The 20148-nt window shown below is 73.0% G+C and carries 17 protein-coding genes and 2 pseudogenes; 10 read left to right on the top strand and 9 right to left on the bottom strand.

Annotated elements, in window-relative coordinates; translation table 11 throughout:
* The first annotated feature begins 39 nt into the window (after positions 1-39).
* Positions 40-1575: an MFS transporter gene (locus ACYVF7_RS35290; RefSeq protein WP_460349274.1), complete on the top strand. Its 1536-nt coding sequence runs from the start codon at positions 40-42 to the stop codon at positions 1573-1575.
* Between the two features lie 131 nt (positions 1576-1706).
* Here the strand turns inward: ACYVF7_RS35290 and ACYVF7_RS35285 are convergent, their stop codons facing one another.
* Complete coding sequence (locus ACYVF7_RS35285; RefSeq protein ID WP_460349272.1) at positions 1707-2384, bottom strand: hypothetical protein; 678 nt, start codon at positions 2382-2384, stop codon at positions 1707-1709.
* Positions 2381-3283: a hypothetical protein gene (locus tag ACYVF7_RS35280; RefSeq protein ID WP_460349270.1), complete on the bottom strand. Its 903-nt coding sequence runs from the start codon at positions 3281-3283 to the stop codon at positions 2381-2383. Before ACYVF7_RS35280 ends, ACYVF7_RS35285 begins: the two co-directional genes overlap by 4 nt.
* A 233-nt stretch (positions 3284-3516) precedes the next feature.
* On the opposite strand from ACYVF7_RS35280, the pseudogene ACYVF7_RS35275 reads away from it, so the two are divergent.
* Positions 3517-3978 (top strand): annotated as a pseudogene (locus tag ACYVF7_RS35275) (AAA family ATPase); the annotation flags it as partial.
* A gap of 384 nt (positions 3979-4362) precedes the next feature.
* Here the strand turns inward: ACYVF7_RS35275 and ACYVF7_RS35270 are convergent.
* Positions 4363-5019 carry a hypothetical protein gene (locus ACYVF7_RS35270; protein ID WP_460349267.1) on the bottom strand — a complete coding sequence of 219 codons (657 nt, stop codon included), beginning with the start codon at positions 5017-5019 and terminating at the stop codon, positions 4363-4365.
* Positions 5020-5050: 31 nt separating this feature from the next.
* Here ACYVF7_RS35270 and ACYVF7_RS35265 point away from each other — a divergent pair, with 31 nt between their 5' ends.
* Entirely contained in the window at positions 5051-6307 is a 1257-nt protein-coding gene (locus tag ACYVF7_RS35265; RefSeq protein WP_460349265.1) for a LuxR C-terminal-related transcriptional regulator, read from the top strand.
* Between the two features lies 1 nt (position 6308).
* Here ACYVF7_RS35265 and yczE read toward each other — a convergent pair whose 3' ends face one another.
* Positions 6309-6944 (bottom strand): membrane protein YczE, encoded by a 636-nt coding sequence (yczE, locus tag ACYVF7_RS35260; protein WP_460349263.1) that lies wholly within the window; start codon positions 6942-6944, stop codon positions 6309-6311.
* A gap of 128 nt (positions 6945-7072) precedes the next feature.
* Here yczE and yczR point away from each other — a divergent pair, with 128 nt between their 5' ends.
* Positions 7073-8491 (top strand): MocR-like transcription factor YczR, encoded by a 1419-nt coding sequence (yczR, locus tag ACYVF7_RS35255; RefSeq protein WP_460349261.1) that lies wholly within the window; start codon positions 7073-7075, stop codon positions 8489-8491.
* Between the two features lie 99 nt (positions 8492-8590).
* Here the strand turns inward: yczR and ACYVF7_RS35250 are convergent, their stop codons facing one another.
* Both ACYVF7_RS35250 and fdhD read right to left on the bottom strand, forming a co-directional pair.
* Complete coding sequence (locus ACYVF7_RS35250; RefSeq protein WP_460349258.1) at positions 8591-9484, bottom strand: alpha/beta fold hydrolase; 894 nt, start codon at positions 9482-9484, stop codon at positions 8591-8593.
* A gap of 42 nt (positions 9485-9526) precedes the next feature.
* Positions 9527-10336: a formate dehydrogenase accessory sulfurtransferase FdhD gene (gene fdhD, locus ACYVF7_RS35245; protein ID WP_460349256.1), complete on the bottom strand. Its 810-nt coding sequence runs from the start codon at positions 10334-10336 to the stop codon at positions 9527-9529.
* Positions 10337-10430: 94 nt separating this feature from the next.
* Between fdhD and ACYVF7_RS35240 the strand changes: the two genes are divergently transcribed.
* The 4 genes and pseudogenes from ACYVF7_RS35240 (at position 10431) to nrfD (ending at position 16212) form a co-directional block, all read left to right on the top strand.
* Entirely contained in the window at positions 10431-11057 is a 627-nt protein-coding gene (locus ACYVF7_RS35240) for an FMN-dependent NADH-azoreductase (protein ID WP_460349254.1), read from the top strand.
* A gap of 142 nt (positions 11058-11199) precedes the next feature.
* Positions 11200-14414, top strand: a pseudogene (fdh, locus tag ACYVF7_RS35235) (formate dehydrogenase).
* A gap of 2 nt (positions 14415-14416) precedes the next feature.
* Positions 14417-15253, top strand: coding sequence for a 4Fe-4S dicluster domain-containing protein (locus ACYVF7_RS35230; protein ID WP_460349252.1), 837 nt, complete (start codon positions 14417-14419; stop codon positions 15251-15253).
* Positions 15253-16212 carry an NrfD/PsrC family molybdoenzyme membrane anchor subunit gene (gene nrfD, locus ACYVF7_RS35225; protein WP_460349250.1) on the top strand — a complete coding sequence of 320 codons (960 nt, stop codon included), beginning with the start codon at positions 15253-15255 and terminating at the stop codon, positions 16210-16212. The genes ACYVF7_RS35230 and nrfD overlap by 1 nt, the downstream gene beginning before the upstream one ends.
* 21 nt (positions 16213-16233) lie before the next feature.
* On the opposite strand, the gene ACYVF7_RS35220 is transcribed toward nrfD, so the two are convergent.
* The 3 genes from ACYVF7_RS35220 to selD all read right to left on the bottom strand — a co-directional run bounded on the left by ACYVF7_RS35220 (position 16234) and on the right by selD (position 18864).
* Complete coding sequence (locus ACYVF7_RS35220; RefSeq protein WP_460349248.1) at positions 16234-16992, bottom strand: LppU/SCO3897 family protein; 759 nt, start codon at positions 16990-16992, stop codon at positions 16234-16236.
* A gap of 150 nt (positions 16993-17142) precedes the next feature.
* Complete coding sequence (locus tag ACYVF7_RS35215) at positions 17143-17784, bottom strand: trimeric intracellular cation channel family protein (protein ID WP_460349246.1); 642 nt, start codon at positions 17782-17784, stop codon at positions 17143-17145.
* Between the two features lie 72 nt (positions 17785-17856).
* Positions 17857-18864 (bottom strand): selenide, water dikinase SelD, encoded by a 1008-nt coding sequence (gene selD, locus ACYVF7_RS35210; RefSeq protein ID WP_460349244.1) that lies wholly within the window; start codon positions 18862-18864, stop codon positions 17857-17859.
* A 179-nt stretch (positions 18865-19043) separates the two neighbouring features.
* On the opposite strand from selD, the gene ACYVF7_RS35205 reads away from it, so the two are divergent.
* Positions 19044-19310: a DUF6412 domain-containing protein gene (locus ACYVF7_RS35205; RefSeq protein ID WP_460349242.1), complete on the top strand. Its 267-nt coding sequence runs from the start codon at positions 19044-19046 to the stop codon at positions 19308-19310.
* A 125-nt stretch (positions 19311-19435) separates the two neighbouring features.
* Positions 19436-20140, top strand: a complete 705-nt coding sequence (locus ACYVF7_RS35200; protein WP_460349239.1) for a YidC/Oxa1 family membrane protein insertase — start codon at positions 19436-19438, stop codon at positions 20138-20140.
* Positions 20141-20148: the final 8 nt, after the last annotated feature.

Here is a 20148-nt window from a genome sequence, read left to right as displayed (position 1 = left end):
CTCTGTCCCTCGCAATGGTGCGCGGACCAAGGAGATGACATGCACGAGACCGATCACCCGGCGGCGTCGCCGGACGTCGTTCGCAGCCTGGTACCCGCGCGGATCGATCGGCTCCCCTGGTCGCGGTTCCACACGCGGATGATCGTCGCGCTCGGCGTCGCCTGGGTCCTGGACGGGCTGGAGATCCAGATCGCCAGCATCGTCGGGCCGGTGCTGCAACACCACGGCACGCTGGGGTTGAGCTCGCGGGACGTCGGGTTCGCCGCGACGGTCTACCTTCTCGGCGAGGTGGCGGGCGCGCTGGTGTTCGGCCGGCTGTCGGACCGGCTCGGCCGCCGCAAGCTGTTCATCGCCACCCTCGGGCTGTACCTCGCGGCCAACGCCCTCACCGCCCTGTCGTTCAACTACGGGATCTTCCTGCTGTTCCGGTTCGTGGCCGGGATGGGCATCGGCGGGGAGTACGCCGCGATCCACTCGGCGATCGACGAGCTGATCCCCGCGCGGTACCGCGGCCGGGTGGATCTGGCGGTCAGCGGCACCTACTGGTTCGGCGCGATCCTCGCCTCGCTGGGCGAGTACGTGCTGCTCAACCCGGACCTGCTGCCGCAGAACCTGGGCTGGCGGATCGGCTTCTTCATCGGGCCGGTGATCGGCGTGGGGATCTGGGGGCTGCGCCGCACCCTGCCGGAGAGCCCCCGCTGGCAGCTCATGCACGGGCGCGCCGAGGAGGCGGAGGAGACGGTCGCGCTCATCGAACGCGAGGTCGAGGCGTCGGGGCATCGCCTGCCTCCGGTCGACGAGAGCCGCTACCTGGACGTCCACCCGCACGAGTCCGTGTCGTTCCTCACCGTCGGGCGCACGCTGTTCCGCGAGTACCCCTCGCGGTCGCTGCTCGGCGCGGTGCTGATGATCAGCCAGTCGTTCCTCTACAACGCGATCTTCTTCACGTACGGGCTGGTGCTCACCCACTTCTACGGCGTCGCCGACCACGACGTCCCGAAGTACTTCTTCGCCTTCGCCGCCGGGAACCTGCTCGGCCCGCTGGTCCTCGGGCACCTGTTCGACACGATCGGCCGCAAGCGGATGATCGCCGGGACCTACCTGCTGTCCGGGACGCTGCTGGCGATCAGCGGCTACCTGTTCAAGCTCGGGGAGCTGTCGGCGCTGACCCAGACGATCCTCTGGTCGGTGATCTTCTTCATCGCCTCGGCGGCGGCCAGCTCCGGCTACCTGACCGTCAGCGAGATCTTCCCTCTGGAGCTCCGGGCCCAGGCGATCGCGCTGTTCTTCGCGGTCGCGCAGGTGTTCGGCGCGCTCGGCCCGACGATCTTCGGCTCGCTGATCGGGGACAAGGACCACCCGAACCCGGGCCGGCTGTTCATCGCCTACCTGATCGCGGCGGGGATCATGCTCCTCGCCGGACTGGTCGAGGCGATCTGTGGCGTACGGGCCGAGCGCACGTCGTTGGAGGACGTCGCCACCCCGCTGTCGGCCGCGCGCCGGGCCGCCGGGACCGTCGGACGGCGGCTCGAGCCGGGGACCGGCGCCACCGGGACCGGACCGGCCGGCGCCTGACCTGCCACTCCGCCCGGCCAGGGCCGCCCCCGCTCGCCCCGGCGGGGCCCTCCCGATCCTTGGCGGGCCTGCCCGGTCTCTCGCCCTGCGGGGGTCGGCCGTTCCGCCTCAGCGGGCGTGGCCGCTGCCCCTCAGCGGATCCGACCGTTCCGTCCTGGCGGGACCGGACCGCCCCGCCGGGGTGCCCCCGGGAATCCGTGGCCGGGCGGCGGGGCGTTCACGTCCGGCGCCTCGGGAACGAGGGGGATGCCCGCGCCGACGTGGACCAGCAGGCGCAGGTCGGACTCCGCGGAACGGGAGGCCACCTCGACCCCCTCGATCGAGAGGCTCGCCGTGACCTTGCAGCGTCCGGACTCCAGGGCGACGATCCGTCCCGCCCGGACCACCGCCGTGAGCGCCCGCACCTGGAACTCGAGTCCGAGGCCGAAGTGGATCGTCGCCACCCGCACGTCGTTGACGAGCAGGTCGACGTGCGGGTTGGCCGAGACGCCGATCCGGTGGGTGAGGATGTCCACGATCTCCTGCCGGCCCGGAGCCGCGGCCGTCCGGTGACCCGCCTCGACGAGCGCCCGGTACCTCTGCCACCCCGTCACCAGCAGACCGCCCAGATCGAGCTCGAGAAGCCCGGCGCCGACAGTGGCGATCTCACGGGTCGCCGTCTCGCGGACCGCCGCCGACAGGCCGCGCAGCGCCGATCCGAGTGTCGCGTCCGCCGGGCCGGACGAGAGGTCACGGGTCAGCCTCGCCACCGCGTCGTCCGTACCGAAGAGGACGACCCGGGCGGTGACCGGGGAATCCGCGGGAATCATTCGCTGACCTCCTGAACGTCCACGGCCACGACGCCGCCGTGGGTCTCGAGCCGCACGACGTTCGTACGGCCGTCGGGGGGTTCTTCCGCCGTCACCCGGATCGCGGGGTCGGGGCGGGCCACGGCCCGGATTCGCGGACCGGCCTGCGGCCGCATCGGCCCGCTGGGCGCGGGAACGGCCGTACGGGACCGGGACCGGCGTGCGACCAGGGCGGCGGCCCCGCCCGCGGCGACGACCAGCCCGAGGAGCAGGGGGAGTCCCGGGAAGGACGGCCCATCGGCCGAGTCCGGGGCGGTGCGCGGCGGTCCGGCCGGGAGTCCGATCGGCGACTCCACCGGGGAGGACCGGCCATCGCCGGGGTCCGACGGACTGCCGGCGGGACTGGCCGCATCGAGCACCAAGAACGGCGCGCTGTCATCGGCGTGCCGACTCCCGTCGAAGGTCCCCGGCTCATCGAGCCGGTAGTAGGCGGTCCAGTCGATCGAGGTGTTGCCGGGTTCGGCGTCCGCGGGGACGCGCAGGTCGACGGGTCCGCCCGAGCCGGTCGGGCAGGTCGTGGTCGGACCCGCGCGGAACCTCACCTTGCAGAAGTCGACCCTCCATCCAGGTCTGTCGATGACGAACGAGATCCTGATCGAGTCCCCGGGGTGGCCGGAACCCGGGCTGACGACCGCCGTGACGTGGGGGAAAATGGCTTCTGGCGGGGGCTCCGGAGATCCGGCCGACGGCGTCGGGACGACGGGCGGGGACGAGTCACCACCGGTGACCGCGGGGGTGCTGTCCAGCGCGCGGACCGGCCCGGCGTAGCCGCGTGGCATCATCGCCGGGGCCAGCGAACAAGCGGCGATCGTCAGGGCCGCCGCGCAGACGGCCGCTGAGAGCATCTGCCGCGTGACCACGGTTCCTCCTCGGATCAGGGGGAGAAGGCGCGGGCGCACACCACGGCCTCCGGGCTCCCGCCGATCGGAGCCGACCGGTGCCCGCCGGTCGGGTTCGACCCGCGGCGTCCGGGGTTCCGGCTCGGCGTTCCTGAGGAAACCATGGCTTCGGCGGGGCTGATCCTGCATCGTGGTACCCACCGAAGTGTTTCGCCGACCGGGCGTGAGCGCGGTGGACGACCGGGGGAGCGCCGATGCCGTTGTACGAGCGCGACCAGGAGCTCGCCACGATCAGCGACCTGCTCACGGCCGCCCGCGCCGGCCGGGGCGCGGTCCTGCTCGTCGAAGGGGTTCCCGGCATCGGCAAGACGGCGTTGCTTCGGGCGGCACAGGCGGCGGCGGGCGACCGCGGTGTCCGCGTTCTCACGGCGGTCGGCGGCGAGCTGGAACAGGAGTTGCCCTTCGCGATCGTCCGGCAGCTGTTCGAGCCCGTGCTGCGGTCGGCCGACTCGGAGCCGTTCAGCGGCGCGGCGGCGCTCGCCTCACCGGTGTTCGGCGCCGGGGGCGGCCCCGAGTCGGCCACCGGCAACGTCGTGCACGGGCTGTACTGGTTGTGCTCCAACCTGACCGAGCAGGGCCCGCTGATGCTGACCGTGGACGACGCGCACTGGGCCGACGAGGCGTCGCTGCGGTTCATCTCCCACCTGGCCCGGCGGATCGCGGATCTGCCCGCCCTGCTCCTGCTCTGCGGACGCCCGGGGACGCCGGGCTCCGGCCTGACCCGCGCGCTGAGTGGGACCCACCCGGAGGTCCTGGTCCTGCGCCCGCTCAGCGACCGGGCCGTCGCCGGGCTCGTCCGGGAGCGGATGTCCGGCGCCGCCGACGACGTCTTCTGCCGGGCCTGCGCCCGGGCGACCGGCGGGAACCCGTTCCTGCTCGCCGAGGCGCTCACCAGCCTGCGCGCCAATCGGGTCCGGCCCGTGGCGGCCGAGGCGGGACGCGTGGAGGACCTGCGCCCGGAGACCGTCTCCCGGGCCGTGCTGAGCCGCCTGACAGGCGTGGGCCCCGAAGCCGTCCGGCTCGCCCGCGCGCTCGCGGTCTTAGGACCGGTCACCGACCTGCACCGGGCGGCGCGTCTCGCGGGCGTCGAACAGCCCAGGGCGGCCGAGATCGCCGACGCGCTCGCCCGGGAGTCGATCATCACGGCGACCCGCCCGATCGAATTCGTCCATCCGCTCGTGCGCACCGCCGTGTACGCCGACGGCAGCGACGTGCGCCGCGCCGCGGACCACAAGCGGGCCGCGCTGATCCTCGCGGCGGACGACGCTCCGCCGGAGACGCTCGTCCCCCACCTCCTGGCCGCCGAACCCGAGGCCGACCCGTTCGTCGTCGGCGCCTTGCGCACCGCCGCGGCCGGCGCCCTCGCCCGGGGCGCACCCGAGACGGCCGCGGCCTGTCTGACGCGCGCGCTCGCCGAGCCGGCCGCCGCGGCCGAGCGGCCCCGCCTCTTCGCCGACCTCGGATACGCCCAAGGGATGGCGCACCGCCCGGAGGAGGCCGCCGAGGCGCTGCGCGCCGCGTTCGACCTGACGGAGGACCCGCTCGCGCGCGGGAAGCTGGCCCTGGACCTCGGAATGATCATGGTGCAGGCCGCGGGCCGACGAGGCCCGGGAGACGTTCGAACGAGCCCGCCGCGCGATCGGCGACCCCGGCTCCGAACTGCCGCTGCGGCTGCACGCGGCCTTCGCGGTGGCCACGTTCGCCTCCAGGGAGCCCCCCGGCACCTGGATGGGCAGGCTGGACCGGCTGGCCGCCGGCATGAGCGGTGCCACGGACGCCGAACGCCTGATCCTGGCCTGCCTGGCCTTCGGCGCCTGCGTGACGGGCGACCGTCCGGCGACCGAGGTGGCGGACCTTGCGACGAGGGCCGCGAGCGGACCGCTGCCCGCAGGCGACGGATGGGTCCTGGCGAACCTCACCAACGCCGCGCTGGGCATCGCCGATCATCATTCCGAGTCCATCGCGGTGCTCGACCGCGGCATCGACGACGCGAGACGCCGCGGCGACGCCGGGGAGTTCCGCTACCTCCTCGTGCTCCGCTCACGGGCCACCCTTCACGCCGGGCGCCTGCTGGACGCCGAGGCCGATGGCCGTGCCGCGCTCGCCCTCCACGAAGAGGACCAGGCCCGCGAGATCCCGCTCGCCGCGGCCGTCCTGGTCGACGCGCTCGCCGAACGCGGGGCCGTCGCCGAGGCCCAGACCATCCTCGCCGAACGCGGACTGGAGGCCGAGGATCAGGTGCGCCTCCTCATCGGCCACTTCGTCCACCTGGCGCGCGGCCGGCTGCGGCTGCGGCAGAACCGCTTCCAGGAAGCACTGCGGGATCTGCGGGCCTGCGGTGACGCGCTCAGCGGCGCCGGCTACACCAATCCCAACTTCGCGGAGTGGCGCTCGGACGCCGCCCTGGCCCATCTGGCCCTCGGCGAGCGCACCGCGGCGATGGACCTGGCCGCCGAGGACCTGGAGCTCGCCCGCCGCTTCGGCGCCACTCGCGCCATCGGCATCGCCCTGCGCGCGACCGGCCTGATCGAGGGAGGCACCGGCGGGCTCGCGCTCCTGGAAGAGGCCGTGGCGGTCACGGAGCACTCGTCGGCGGATCTGGTAAGGGCCCGCGCGCTCGTCGACTACGGCAGTGCCCTGCGCCGGGCGGGCCGGCGCGCCGACGCCCAGCCACCGCTGCGCCGGGGTCTCGACCTCGCGGCCCGGATCGGAGCCCGCCCGCTCGCCACGCAGGCGACGGAGGAGCTGACCGCCACGGGCGCGCGACCGCGACGGGAACTGCTCACCGGACCGCTGTCCCTGACCGCCGCCGAGCTCCGCGTCGCCCGGCTCGCCGCCGATGAGGCGACCAACCGGGAGATCGCGCAGACGTTGTTCGTCAGCAGGCGCACCGTGGAGATCCACCTCACCAGCGCGTACCGCAAGCTGGGAATCGACTCGCGGCGCGGGCTGAAGGCGGCCCTCGCCGTGCTCCCCACGGCGTAGCTCAGGGCGCGTTGCAGCCCTCGGCCGGGACGGGCACGGCCGGGCGCCGGTGCGGCTCCGGTGCCCCCTTGATCTGCAGCATCGGGATGAAGACGTGCGTGAGCGGGCCGATGGCCACCGCGTAGACGAGCGTGCCGATGCCGACGGTGCCGCCCAGCGCCCAGCCGGCGGCGAGCACCGTCAGCTCGATCCCGGTCCGGACGACGCGGATAGAGTGCCCGCGCGCGGCCAGGCCGGTGGTCAGTCCGTCGCGCGGTCCCGGGCCCAGACCGGCCCCGATGTAGCAGCCCGTCGCGAACCCGCCGACGATGATCGCCGCGACGAGGTAGCCCCAGCGGAGGGCGAGGCCGCCGGGATGGGGAAGCGCCCACAGGAAGAGGTCGGCGAACAGGCCGACGAGAATGGCGTTGCTGATCGTGCCGATCCCGGGCCGCTGGCGGAGCGGGATCCACAGGGCCATCACGGCCACGCCGGCGATGATGATCCACGTGCCGATCGACAGCCCGGTCTGGCGGGCGAGCCCCTGGTGGAGGGTGTCCCACGGGTCGTTGCCGAGCCGTGAGGCCACCTGGAGGGCGATGCCGAGGCCGTAGAGGGCCAATCCGACATACAGCTGGGCCAATCGGCGGACGATCACGGGTCTCCTCTGATCATTGACGAGCCTGCCTGCGGATCCCTGGATGATTCGTGGTCGCTCGTCCGGGATGACTCATTCACTCATGGAAGTGGCTTGCCGATTAATGGCCAATCAGGAAAAGTGGCTATATGGCGTCACGGACGATCAATGCCACCGGCCTTGCCCGGCTCCTCGGCGGTGCGCCGGAGGGCCGGCCCCTGTACGCCGCGCTGGCGCGGAGCCTCCGAGGTCTCATCCTCGACGGCCGGCTCCCGCTGCGCACGCGGTTGCCCGCCGAACGCGACCTCGCGGCCGCCCTGGGACTGAGCCGGACGACGGTGACCTCCGCGTACGACGCGCTGCGCGCCGAGGGATACGTGGAGAGCCGCCAGGGCGCGGGCAGCTGGACGGCACTGCCCGCCGGCCGCCCTGCGGCGGCGCGCCACGGCCTCGCCGAGGACCGGACGCTCATCGACCTGGCCTGCGTCTCACCGCCCGCCCCGCGCGGCTTCGAGGACGACGTCGCCGCCGCCGTGGCCGAGCTCCCGTGCCACACCCGCGGGCCCGGCTACGAGCCGCTCGGGCTGTGGACGCTCCGCGAGGCGATCGCCGCGCGCTACACCGCCCGCGGCGTGCCCACCCTGCCGGAGCAGATCCTCGTGACGACCGGCGCGCAGCACGGTGTGTGCCTCATCGTCCAGACGTTCGTACGCCCCGGCGATCCGGTGCTCGTCGAGTCACCGACCTACCCGCACGCCCTCGACGCGCTGCGCCGCGCGGGGGCGCGCCTCGTGCCGGCGGGCGTCAACGCCGGCTGGGATCCCGAGCTCATCACGAGCGGACTGCGGCAGTCCGCCGCCCGGCTGGCGTACCTCATCCCCGACTTCCAGAACCCCACCGGCCGGCTCATGGACGACGACGTCCGTGCCGCGCTGGTGGCGGCCGCGCGGGCCACCGGAACGTACGTCATCACCGACGAGACCTTCACCGAACTGGCCGTGGACGACGTCGCGAGGCCGCGCCCACTCGCCGCCCATGACACCGACGGGCGCGTGATCAGCATCGGGTCGGCGTCGAAGGTCGGGTGGGGCGGCCTGCGGATCGGGTGGATCCGGGCGACCCAGGCGCTCGTCCGCAGGCTGGTCGAGGCCCGGGAGTCGGTCGATCTGGCCAGCCCGGTGCTGGAGCAGCTGATCGTCACCGAGCTGCTCGGCCGCATGGACGCGGTGGCCGACGAGCGGCGTGCCATGCTGCGCGAACACCGCGCGGCCCTCGCCGACACCCTGCGCCGCGAGTGCCCGGACTGGGAGTTCACCGTCCCGCCGGGCGGCCTGTCACTGTGGGTGCGGCTGCCGGGGACGTCGAGCACGGCGCTGGCGGCGACCGCGGCCCGGTACGGCGTGCACGTCGTGCCGGGGACGGCCTTCGGCGTGGACGGCGTCCTCGACGACCACGTACGCGTGCCGTACGTGCTCCCGCCGGAGGTGCTGCGAGACGCCGTCTCCCGCCTCGCCGCGGCCTGCCGCGAGGCCGCCGGCGCACAACCACCTCGACCCGCGTTCGTCTGATGGCCCGGGTGGGTCCGCTCGAACACCCGCGCGTGGTCGAGTGGCCGTCCGGGGATGCCCGGCGCCTCCTCGTCACGGTTCGCGGCTGCCGGGGGCGCCTCAGGCGGAGGCGGTGTGATCGATGTGGTCGGCGATGAGTCGCGCGATCTCTTCCGGCCGGGCGAGGAGCCCCCAGTGTGACATCGGGACGGGCCGTACGCGCAGGTGCTCGGTGAAGGGGCGAGGGGCCTCGGCGGCCAGCGCGGGGGTCGCGTAGGCGTCCTCGGTGGGCACGATGACCTGCGTCGGCACGGTGACGTGTGGCGAGACGCCGGTCCGGTGCGCGCCGCGGCTCCGGCCGATCATGTTGGCCCGGTACAGGTTCAGGCCCGCGATGGCGTCCTGGAGCAGTGTCGGGGCCGGGTGACCGTCGCCGGCCGGGACGCCTTCGGCCCGTTCCAGGCGCCGGCTCCAGCGGCCGGCCAGCCAGTGCCGCCAGACCAGTTCGGGCACCACCGGCACCTGGAAGGCCGCCATGTACCAGGAGTGCAGCAGCTGCCGTGCGGCGGCCGGCACGCCGGAGGGCCGCCGCAGGCGTGACCGGAACCAGTACGACGCGTGGTCGAGGCAGGGTCCGGAGATGGACGTGAACGACGCGAACCGCTCCGGCGTCGTACGGACGGCCTCCCACGACTGGATCGAACCCCAGTCATGGGCGGCGAGGTGCACCGGCGCGTCGGGGGAGACGGCGTCGAGCACGGCGCTCATGTCCGCCAGGAGATGACCGAACCCGTACGCCTCCCGCCCTGAGGGGCGGGATGACGCTCCCGAGCCCCGCACGTCGTACGCCACGACGTGGAACCGGTCCGCCAGTTGCGCGGTGACCCCATTCCAGACGGCGTGGGTGTCCGGATAGCCGTGTACGAGCAGCACCGTCGGCCCGGAGCCGCGCTCGAACACCGCCAGGTCGACGCCGTCGCCGCGGATCCGGCGCGTTCGCGTGTCGTCGGGCATGCCGTCCACCGTACGGCCACGCGCCCACTACCGCACTCGCCGTCAGTCCTTGAGCCGCTCGGCTCCCGAGTAGACGTTCATGGAGTGCCCGCGGAGGAAGCCGACGAGTGTCATGCCGGACTCCTCGGCCAGCTCGGCGGCGAGCGAGGACGGCGCGGACACGGCCGCCAGCGCCGGTATCCCGGCCAGCAGGGCCTTCTGGGTGAGTTCGAACGACGCGCGGCCGCTGACCAGGAGCACGTGGCCGGTCAGCGGCAGGCGGCCGTCCTTCAGCGCCCACCCGATCACCTTGTCGACGGCGTTGTGCCGTCCGACGTCCTCGCGGAGGACGAGGAGCGCGCCGGTCGCGTCGAACAGCCCGGCGGCGTGCAGCCCGCCGGTCCGCTCGAACACCCGTTGCGCCCGGCGCAGCGTCTCCGGCAGCGAGACCAGCACCTGCGGGTCGAGGACGGTCGCGTCGGACCGGACGTCGTACGCCGCGCGCTGCCGGATCGCGTCGATGCTGGTCTTCCCGCACACCCCGCACGCGCTGGTCGTGTAGAAGGAGCGCTCCACCGAGACCTCCGGCGGGCGTACCTCGTCGGCGAGGGTGACGTCGACGACGTTGAAGGTGTCGGTGTCGGAGCAGTAGCGCATCGCGGCGACGTCGGCGGCCGCGCGGATGACGCCTTCGGCGTACAGGAACCCGGTGATGAGGTCGAAGTCGTTCCCCGGCGTCCGCATCGTGACCGACAGCGGGCGTCCCGCCAGGCGGATCTCGAGGGGTTCCTCGACGACGAGCGTGTCGGGCTTCGCTCGGCGTCCTCGTTCGTCGATGTGCGCGATCCGCCGTCGCACGGTCACTCGGCCCATGCCCAGACGGTACCGCTTGAAGAATCGGACCGCAGTCCGGTAATCTCCGATGCCACGGATAACCGGACCATGGTCCGATTGAAAGGGTGAACCGATGAGCCGTCTGCTGCACATCTCCGCGTCTCCGCGCGGTGACCGATCCGAGTCGCTCGGCCTCGCACGCGCCTTCCTGGACGCCTACCAGGAGGCCGCGCCAGGGAACGTCGTCGACGCATTCGACCTGTGGGACGGCACCCTGCCGGCGTTCGGGCCGCCCGCCGCCGCCGCGAAGATGGCGGTGTTCGCGGGCGAGGAGCCGGCCGGCGAGCAGGCCGACGCCTGGCGGGCCGCACGCGAGACCTTCGAGCGGTTCGACTCCTACGACCGGTACCTCTTCAGCGTCCCGATGTGGAACGCCGGAGTGCCGTACATCCTCAAGCAGTTCATCGACGTCGTGTCCCAGCCCGGCATGGTGTTCGCGTTCGACCCGGAGAAGGGCTACACGGGCCTGCTGCGCGGCAAGAAGGCGGCCGTCGTCTACACCGGCGCCGTCTACGGCGAGGGGCGCGGCCCCGCCTTCGGCAACGACTTCCAGCGGCCCTTCTTCGAGGACTGGCTGCGCTGGGCGGGGATCATGGACGTCGAGGCCGTGGAGTTCCGGCCGAACCTCGTCACCGCCGACGCGGACGCCGGCCGCCGCGCGGCGCTCGCCCGCGCCCACGACCTCGGCAAGGCCTTCTGAGCGCGGAGGACCCGAACGGCAGGGCTCGCCGGACCTCCGGCGAGCCCTCCGCGGTTCCGGAGAAGAGCGGCGGTTCAAAAGCCGTGAAGCGGGGAAGGGGCGGGCGAGGAGGAGATCTACCGGGAGGGGGCGACGAGCGGACGTGGGCATCGACGCCTGGCCGGTGATCCGCCAGCTCACCGGCGCCGACCCGCTGGGGCGGGGCCGAGCGGCGCGTTCCCGGCGCACGGACGCCCTCGTGGCGCGCACCGAGACGGCCGACCGGGTGGCGGACTCCGTCTGCCCGTACTGCGCGGTCGGCTGCGGGCAGAAGGTCTACGTCAAGGACGAGAAGGTCGTCCAGATCGAGGGTGACCCCGCCTCGCCGATCTCCCGCGGCCGGTTGTGCCCGAAGGGCTCGGCCAGCAAGCAGCTCGTCACGTCGCCGACCCGGCAGACCACGGTGCTGTACCGCCGGCCGTACGCCACCGAGTGGGAGCGGCTCGGCCTCGACGAGGCGATGGACATGATCGCCGACCGGGTGCTCGAGGCCCGCCGGGACGGCTGGCAGAACACCGTCGAGGACAAGAAGGTCCGGCGCACGATGGGCTTCGCGCACCTCGGCGGCGCCACGCTCGACAACGAGGAGAACTACCTCATCAAGAAGCTCTGGACCGCGCTGGGGGCGATCCAGATCGAGAACCAGGCCCGTATTTGACACTCCGCCACCGTCCCCGGTCTGGGGACCAGTTTCGGGCGCGGCGGCGCGACGACGTTCCAGCAGGACCTCGCCAACGCCGACTGCATCGTCATCCAGGGCTCGAACATGGCCGAGTGCCACCCGGTCGGGTTCCAGTGGGTGATGGAGGCGAAGGCACGCGGCGCGCGGATCTTCCACGTCGACCCGCGGTTCACCCGCACGAGCGCGATGGCGCACCGCCACCTGCCGATCCGCGCGGGCGGCGACATCGTCCTGCTCGGCGCGCTGATCAACCACGTGCTGACCGGCGGCCACGACTTCCGCGAGTACGTCCTGCGCTACACCAACGCCGCGGTCATCCTGAACGAGAACTTCCGGGACACCGAGGACCTCGACGGGCTGTTCTCCGGCTACGACGCCGACAGCCACTCCTATGACCCGGAGACCTGGGCGTACGCCGACGGCGGTGAGCCGACGGCACCGGCGGCCGGGGCACGCGAGGAGCAGCAGAAGGGCGACGAGGAGCCTCACCGGCGCATCACCCAGGAGCACGGACCCGGCGCGACGTACGAGGCGACCGCGGCCCGGACCGGTCCCGCCGAGCACCGCGACGAGACGCTTCAGCATCCGCGCTGCGTCTACCAGGTGCTGAGGCGGCACTTCGCGCGCTACACGCCGGAGATGGTCGAGCAGGTCTGCGGTATCTCCCGGCGCGACTTCGCCGAACTCGCCGACACGGTCGTCGAGAACTCGGGGCCGGACCGCACCACCGCCTGGGTGTACAGCGTCGGCTGGACCCAGCACACCGTCGGCGCGCAGTACATCCGCACCGCCTCGATCCTGCAGCTCCTGCTCGGCAACATCGGGCGGCCCGGCGGGGGCATCCTCGCCCTGCGCGGCCACGCGAGCATCCAGGGCTCCACGGACATCCCCACCCTGTTCAACATCCTGCCCGGCTACCTGCCGATGCCGTACGCCCACCAGCACGAGGACCTCGACACCTACCTCGAACGCGCCGCGGGGGACACCGGCTTCTGGGGGCGCAAGCGCTCCTTCATGGTCAGCCTCCTCAAGGCGTGGTGGGGCGACGCCGCCACCGAGGCCAACGACTTCTGCTTCGACTACCTGCCGCGCCTCACCGGCGACCACGGCACGTACCAGACCGTCCTCGACCAGATCGACGGCAAGGTCAAGGGCTACTTCCTCATGGGGGAGAACCCCGCCGTCGGCTCGGCGGCCGGCTGCAGCGTCTCGGGCTGGCCTCCCTCGACTGGCTGGTCGTCCGGGACCTGCAGCTCATCGAGAGCGCGACCTTCTGGAAGGAGGGCCCGGAGCTCGAGTCGGGGGAGTGGACCTCCGAGGAGATCGGCACCGAGGTGTTCTTCCTGCCCGCGGCCTCCCACGTGGAGAAGGGCGGGACGTTCACCAACACCCAGCGTCTCCTGCAGTGGCACCACAAGGCGCTCGAACCGCCGGGCGACGCCCGAAGCGACCTGTGGTTCATGTACCACCTGGGCCTGCGGATCCGCGAGCGGCTGGCCGGCTCGGCCGATCCGATCGACCGGCCCGTCCTCGACCTCACCTGGGACTACCCGACCGAGGGCCGGTATGACGACCCGTCCGCGGAGGCGGTGCTCCGCGAGATCAACGGATATGACGCCGAGGGGAGGACGCTCAGCGGGTTCACCGCGCTGAAGGAGGACGGCTCGACGACGAGCGGCTGCTGGATCTACTCCGGCTGCTTCACCGACGACGTCAACCAGACCGCCCGCCGCAAGCCCGGCTCGGAGCAGTCCTGGGTCGCGCCCGAGTGGGGCTGGGCGTGGCCGTCCAACCGCCGCATCCTCTACAACCGCGCCTCCGCCGACCCGCAGGGACGCCCGTGGAGCGAGCGCAAGGCCTACGTCTGGTGGGACGGCGAGCAGTGGACCGGCCACGACGTCCCCGACTTCGAGAAGACCAAGCCGCCGTCGTACGAACCGCCGCCCGGCGCCACCGCCGAGGCCGCCCTGGCCGGGACCGATCCGTTCATCATGCAGACGGACGGCAAGGGCTGGCTGTTCGTCCCGCGCGGCCTGGTCGACGGCCCGCTGCCAGCCCACTACGAGCCGCAGGAGTCGCCGGTGCGCAACCTGCTGTACGGGCAGCAGGCGAACCCGACCCGGCAGCTCTACCCGCGTCCGGGCAACCGCTACAACCCCGTCGGCGGCGACGTCTACCCGTACGTCGTCACGACCTACCGGCTCACCGAGCACCACACCGCGGGCGGCATGAGCCGGTTCCTGCCGTACCTGTCCGAACTGCAGCCGGAGATGTTCTGCGAGGTGTCGCCGGAGCTGGCCGCCGAACGCGGCCTCGTCCACGGCGACTGGGCGACGATCATCTCCGCGCGCACCGCCATCGAGGCCCGGATCCTCGTCACCGACCGCGTCAGGCCGCTCCGCGTCCACGGCCGCGCCGTCCACCAGGTCGGGCTGCCATACCACTGGGGCTCCGCCGGCGTCGTCCGCGGTGACTCGGCCAACGACCTGCTGCCGATCGTGCTGGACGCGAACACCCACATCCAGGAGAGCAAGGCGGCCACCTGTGACATCCAGCCCGGCCGCCGTCCGCAGGGCCCGGCCCTGCGCGCCCTCGTGCGCCGTTACCGCCGCATGGCCGGGATCCCGGAGGACTGACCATGAGCAACAGCCTGTACGGACCGCTCCCGGACGTGGCAGAGAACGCCGGCTACCCCGATCCGCCCGAGCGCCACGGGTTCTTCACCGACACGTCCGTCTGCATCGGCTGCAAGGCGTGCGAGGTGGCCTGCAAGGAGTGGAACGGCGTCCCCGACGACGGCTTCACGCTCACCGGGATGTCGTACGACAACACCGGCGCGCTCGGCGCGAGCACTTGGCGGCACGTCGCGTTCGTCGAGCAGACCCGGCAGCACCAGGTCGGCGACGGTGCCGAGACCCGCTGGCTCATGGCCTCCGACGTGTGCAAGCACTGCACCCACGCCGCGTGCCTCGACGTCTGCCCCACCGGCGCGCTGATCCGCACCGAGGTCGGCACGGTCGTCGTGCAGGAGGACATCTGCAACGGCTGCGCCTACTGCGTGTCCGCGTGCCCGTACGGCGTCATCGACCGCCGCGAGGACGACGGCCGCGCCTGGAAGTGCACCCTGTGCTACGACCGGACCGGCTCCGGTCTCGAACCCGCCTGCGCCAAGGCCTGCCCGACCGACTCCATCCAGTACGGTCCCCTCGACGAACTGCGAGAACGCGCCCAGACCCGCCTCGACGCGCTCCACGAGGACGGCGTGACCGAGGCGCGCCTCTACGGCGAGGACGAGGGCGACGGCGTCGGCGGCGCGGGCGCGTTCTTCCTGCTCCTCGACGAGCCCGAGGTGTACGGCCTGCCGCCGGACCCGGTCGTCACCACCCGCGACCTGCCCGCCATGTGGCGGTGGGCCGGCGGCGCCGCACTCGCCCTGGCCGGAGGGACGGCCCTGTCGTTCCTCAGGAGGCGCTGATGTCGTCGGGCCGCACCGGGCGTGGCGGAGGGTGGGCGGGGGAGGAGCGCATGGTCCCGCGCGCCGAGTTCCGCTCCTACTACGGCCGGCCGGTGCTGAAGAAGCCGCGCTGGAAGGCTCCGCACATGCCCGCCTACCTCTACCTGGGCGGGCTGTCGGGCGCCTCCTCGACGATGGCGGCGCTGGCCGACGCGACCGGGCGGCCCAGGCTCGCGCTGACCGGCAGGCTCACGGCCGCGGCGGCGGCCGCGGCGGGCGGCGGGTTGCTCATCGCCGAGCTCGGCCGACCGGAGCGGTTCTTCAACATGCTGCGGGTCTTCAAGCCCACCTCGCCGATGAGCGTCGGCTCCTGGGTCCTCGCCGGGCAGGGCGGCCTCACCACGGCCGCCGCCGCGTCCGCCGTCACCGGGATCGCCCCGTCGCTGGGCCGCGCGGCGGGCATGGCCTCCGCGGTCACCGGCCCGATCGTCGCGACCTACACGGGCGTGCTGCTGGCCGACACGGCCGTGCCCGCCTGGCACGAGGCCTACCGTCACCTGCCGCTGCTGTTCACCGGCAGCTCACTGGCCAGCGGCGGCGCCATTGGCATGATCGCCACGCCGCGCGGCGAGGCAGGGCCGGCCCGCCGGATGGCACTGCTCGGCGCCGGACTCGAACTGGCGGCCGCCGGGGCCCTCGAACGCGGCGTCGGCATGCGCGAGCAGCCGGAACTGATCTCCGAGCCGTACCGGATCGGACGCGCGGGCGTCCTGATGCGCTGTGGGCGAGCGCTGACCGCGGTCGGAGCGGCCGGCACTCTCGCGGCAGGGCGAAGCCGGGTGGCCGGCGTCCTCGCCGGCCTGTCGCTCACCGGAGGCGCGCTGTGCACCCGCTTCGCGGTGCTGTACGCCGGGCACACCTCGGCCGAGGACCCGAAGTACACCGTCGTCCCGCAGCGCGAGCGCGGTACCGTCCCGTGAACGCCGGACCCCGCCCGCCGGTCAGAGCTTCTTCATGCAGAGCACGAAGCTCATGAAGGTGTAGGTGTTGCGCCGGCGGTACGCCGCCGTGTAGCCCGGGACGCCCTTGCACTTGTCCCAGTCCGACGTGCCGCTGTAGCGCTTGAGCACCTTGTAGGCGCCCGAGTGGCAGCTCGAGTCCTCCAGGTGCGGCTTCGACTGCGTGCCCGCGTTCTTGACGCAGTCACCCGGCTGCGCCGTCGCCGCCGCGTCCAGCGTGGGCGAGGACGTGGGCACCGAAGGGCTGTCGGACGGCTCGACCGTAGGGTAGCCCCCCGTCGGCGACGTGGTCGGCAGCGGCGACGTGCTGACGGCGATCGGCGGCTTCTTCTTGTCGTCGCCGCCGCTCAGCGCCACGGCGGTCGCGATGCCACCCCCGAGGACGACCAGCGCGGCCACGATCGCCACGACGATGACCGGCCCGTTGTTCTTCCGTCCTCCCCCCGGCGGCGGCCCCCAGCCACCGGGTCCGCCCGGCTCAGACGGTCCGTACCCGCCGCCTCCACCCCAGCCGCCGCCGGGCGGCTGGCCACCGGGCGGCTGAGCGCCGTACGGCTGGTTCGGGTCATTCGGGTAGTACGGCGACTGCTGGCCTTCGCCGTAGCCGCCCTGGCCCGGGTAGGGCTGCTGGCCCTGCCCATAGCCCTGACCCGGGTACGGCTGCTGGGGAGGGTAGCCGCCCTGACCCTGCGGTTGGTTGGAGTACGGCCCCTGGCCGTAGCCCTCAGGTGATTCGTGCACGGACAACCGCCCCTCGTTGCATAACCCCACAAAGCTGTACTAGCCAACTAGTCTGCGGCCCGCTGTGCAAACCAGCCTTTACCTAAGACGTTAGATTTCGGCTCCCGGATCCCACTGATCCGCGCCTGACCGAAGCCGGACAGGAACGTTTCACGTGCGGTCCTGAAGGCCGCGCGCCCGCGGCATTCGCCACCGCAGCCGGATCGCCAGCAGCCGGACCCCGAACGCCAGCGCGGCCGTGACGAGGGTCACGGCGTATCCGTGCGCGCCCAGCCCGTACGCGACCGTGGCGGTCGTCGCGCCCAGGAGAGCGGGGACGATGTACAGCTGGCGATCGTGGAGGACGCTCGGCACCTCGCGCGCCAGCACGTCGCGCAGGATGCCGCCGCCGATCGCCGTCATCACCCCCAGCGCGACCGCGGCCGGCGACCCCAGGCCGAAGGCGAGGGCCTTTATCGCGCCCGCCACGCTGAACAGCCCCAGCCCTGCGGCGTCGAGCACGAGCACCGTCCGGCGGATGCGTTCCAGATGCGGATGCCAGACGGCGGTCAGCGCGGTCGCGGCGAGCGGGACGGTCGTGTATCCCAGATCCTGGAACGCCGCCGGCGGCACGGCCCCGATGACCAGGTCCCGCAACACCCCGCCGCCCAACGCGGTGATCTCCGCGAGCACCGCCATGCCGACGACGTCGAAACGCTTGCGCACGCCGACCAGCGCGCCGGTGACCGCGAAGACGAAGATCCCGGTCAGGTCGGCGACGTACTCCACGTCGGTGCCGTGCACGGAGCTCACAGCTGGGATCATGCCTTGTCCGTCCCCGAACCGGCCACACGGGGTGCCGCCTCGGTGACGTACGGAAACGCGTCAGCGGACGACCAGGGCGTCCGGCCCCTGGGCGACGAGCTCGCCCACCACCGGCGCGCCCGGCACCTCACCGGCGACGAGCAGCCCGCCGGAGGTCTGGGCGTCGGCCAGCAGCAGCCGGTCCTCCTCCGAGGCCGCGCCGAAGTCGGCGTGCGGCGTCACCCACGTCAGATTGCGGCGCGTCCCCCCGGAGACGTATCCCGCGCGCACGGCGTCCCGCGCCCCCTCCAGATAGGGGACGGCCGCGGAGTCGACCACCGCCGTCACACCGCTCGCCCGCGCCATCTTGTACAGGTGCCCCAGGAGGCCGAACCCGGTCACGTCGGTCGCGCAGCGGTGACCCCGCTCCAGTGCGGCCCGCGACGCCTCGGCGTTCAGCGTCGTCATCGCCGCGACGGCCTGCGAGAACACCTCGCCCGTCGCCTTGTGCCGGGTGTTCAGCACGCCGACCCCGAGCGGCTTGGTGAGGGACAGCGGAGTGCCGGGCCGCCCGGCGTCCAGGCGCAACAGCCGGCCCGGATCCGCCAGCCCCGTCACCGCCATCCCGTACTTCGGCTCCGGGTCGTCCACACTGTGCCCGCCCGCCAGGTGACAGCGGGCCTCGCGCGCCACGTCGAGCCCCCCGCGCAGGACCTCCCGCGCGAGCTCCATCGGGAGCGTGTCCCGTGGCCAGCCCAGGAGGTTCACCGCGACGACGGGGACCCCGCCGACGGCGTAGACGTCCGACAGGGCGTTCGCCGCCGCGATCCGCCCCCAGTCGTACGGATCGTCGACGACCGGCGTGAAGAAGTCGGCGGTGGCCACCACCGCCCGGTCACCCTGGATCCGCACGACCGCGGCGTCGTCGCCGTCGTCCAGCCCGATGAGTAGATCGTCCGGGCGCTCCGCGTCGATGAGCCCGGCCACGACCTCCTCGAGCTCCCCGGGCGGGATCTTGCAGGCGCATCCGCCACCGTGCGCGTACTGCGTCAGACGGTAGGTCGTCCCGAGCGCTCCGCTCTCTCCCATACCGCGAAACCTATCGCGCGGCCGTCGCCGCGCCGTGGACGCCGGATCCGTGGGAACCGGGCGGGGGACATCGGATCCGTGGGAACCAGGCCTGGGATACGGGGTCCGTGGGGCCGGGGTATCGGATCCAGGGGACGATCCGTGGGAACCGGGCGCGGATCAAGTGCGTCAGTCAGGACATGGCCCGGGTACTCGCCGCAGCCCTCGCGGCAATGATCGCGTGGTGGGATCTCGCCGACGCGCTCACCCCGTCGGCCGTCCTCATCGCGGCCGCGACCCTGGCCGTCGCCGGGCTCATCGTCCTGGCCGTCCACCACGCCCCGACGGCGATCGCCGCGGACACGCCCGTACGCGCCGCCGCGCTCCGCGACCGCGCGGGCCGCTCCGCGCTCGTACGGCTCCGCGATCCCGACGCGCCCGGCCGCCCGCGCGTTCGAGCCCCGTGAGACGAGGCGTTCTCGCCGCCGTCCCTTGATCACTGGTGCCTGCCGCGTCCGCGCACGCGGCGGACGCCGGTGACGGGCGCGGCCCTTCCGCCTGTCCACGACCTGCTCGAAGGGGCTCTTCTCCCATGCTCGCTGTTCTCGACGACGCCGTACGCGTCGCGTACGACCTCGTCACCGGACTGACCTCCGCCCTCCACCCGCTCACCGGCGGCCTCAGCGCCGCCCTCGCGATCGTCGTCTTCACCGCCGGCGTCCGCCTCGCCCTGCTTCCCCTGAGCCGCCGCCAGGCCGCCGCCGGCCGAGCCCGCCTCCGGCTCGCCCCTCAGGTCGAAGAACTGAGGAAACGCCATCGCGACGACCCGCTGCGCGCCCACCAGGAGGTGACCGCGCTGTACCGGGCCGAAGGCACGTCGATGTTCGCCGGCGTCGGCCCGGCCCTCCTGCAGCTGCCCGTCTTCACCGTCGTCTACCGGCTGTTCCTGTCCCCGTCCGTCGGCGGCCACGCCAACCTGCTGCTCGCCCAGACACTGTTCGGCGTGCCGCTCGGGCGGCGCTGGCTCCTGTCGGCGGGCGCCTTCGGCCCGCACAGCCTGGTCTTCCTCGCCGTGTTCCTCCTGCTGGCCATGGTCGCCTGGTGGACGTCACGCCGCATGTCCACGGGCCAGACTCCTCAGCCGGGAGCCGTCGGGGCGGTCATGCGCCTGCTGCCCTTCGGCACCGTCCTGGTCGCCGCGTACGTTCCACTCGCGGCGGGCCTGTACCTGCTGACCTCTACCGCGTGGAGCGCCGCCGAACGCGCCATCCTCTGGCGCGGCACCAGCGTGGGATGAGTAGGCTC

This window comes from Actinoallomurus acanthiterrae (assembly GCF_054775715.1).
Note: the sequence above shows the minus strand (reverse complement) of the source record. Positions and strands in the feature narration are given on the sequence as shown.

Excerpts from the sequence above, each read along its gene's own strand:
- ACYVF7_RS35240 (WP_460349254.1), top strand. The coding sequence starts at position 10,431 with ATGAGCCGTCTGCTGCACATCTCCGCGTCTCCGCGCGGTGACCGATCC.
- ACYVF7_RS35200 (WP_460349239.1), top strand. The coding sequence starts at position 19,436 with ATGCTCGCTGTTCTCGACGACGCCGTACGCGTCGCGTACGACCTCGTC.
- ACYVF7_RS35250 (WP_460349258.1), bottom strand. The coding sequence starts at position 9,484 with ATGCCCGACGACACGCGAACGCGCCGGATCCGCGGCGACGGCGTCGAC.
- yczR (WP_460349261.1), top strand. The coding sequence starts at position 7,073 with ATGGCGTCACGGACGATCAATGCCACCGGCCTTGCCCGGCTCCTCGGC.
- ACYVF7_RS35230 (WP_460349252.1), top strand. The coding sequence starts at position 14,417 with ATGAGCAACAGCCTGTACGGACCGCTCCCGGACGTGGCAGAGAACGCC.
- ACYVF7_RS35290 (WP_460349274.1), top strand. The coding sequence starts at position 40 with ATGCACGAGACCGATCACCCGGCGGCGTCGCCGGACGTCGTTCGCAGC.
- nrfD (WP_460349250.1), top strand. The coding sequence starts at position 15,253 with ATGTCGTCGGGCCGCACCGGGCGTGGCGGAGGGTGGGCGGGGGAGGAG.
- selD (WP_460349244.1), bottom strand. The coding sequence starts at position 18,864 with ATGGGAGAGAGCGGAGCGCTCGGGACGACCTACCGTCTGACGCAGTAC.
- ACYVF7_RS35285 (WP_460349272.1), bottom strand. The coding sequence starts at position 2,384 with ATGATTCCCGCGGATTCCCCGGTCACCGCCCGGGTCGTCCTCTTCGGT.
- ACYVF7_RS35205 (WP_460349242.1), top strand. The coding sequence starts at position 19,044 with ATGGCCCGGGTACTCGCCGCAGCCCTCGCGGCAATGATCGCGTGGTGG.
- ACYVF7_RS35265 (WP_460349265.1), top strand. The coding sequence starts at position 5,051 with ATGGGCAGGCTGGACCGGCTGGCCGCCGGCATGAGCGGTGCCACGGAC.
- fdhD (WP_460349256.1), bottom strand. The coding sequence starts at position 10,336 with ATGGGCCGAGTGACCGTGCGACGGCGGATCGCGCACATCGACGAACGA.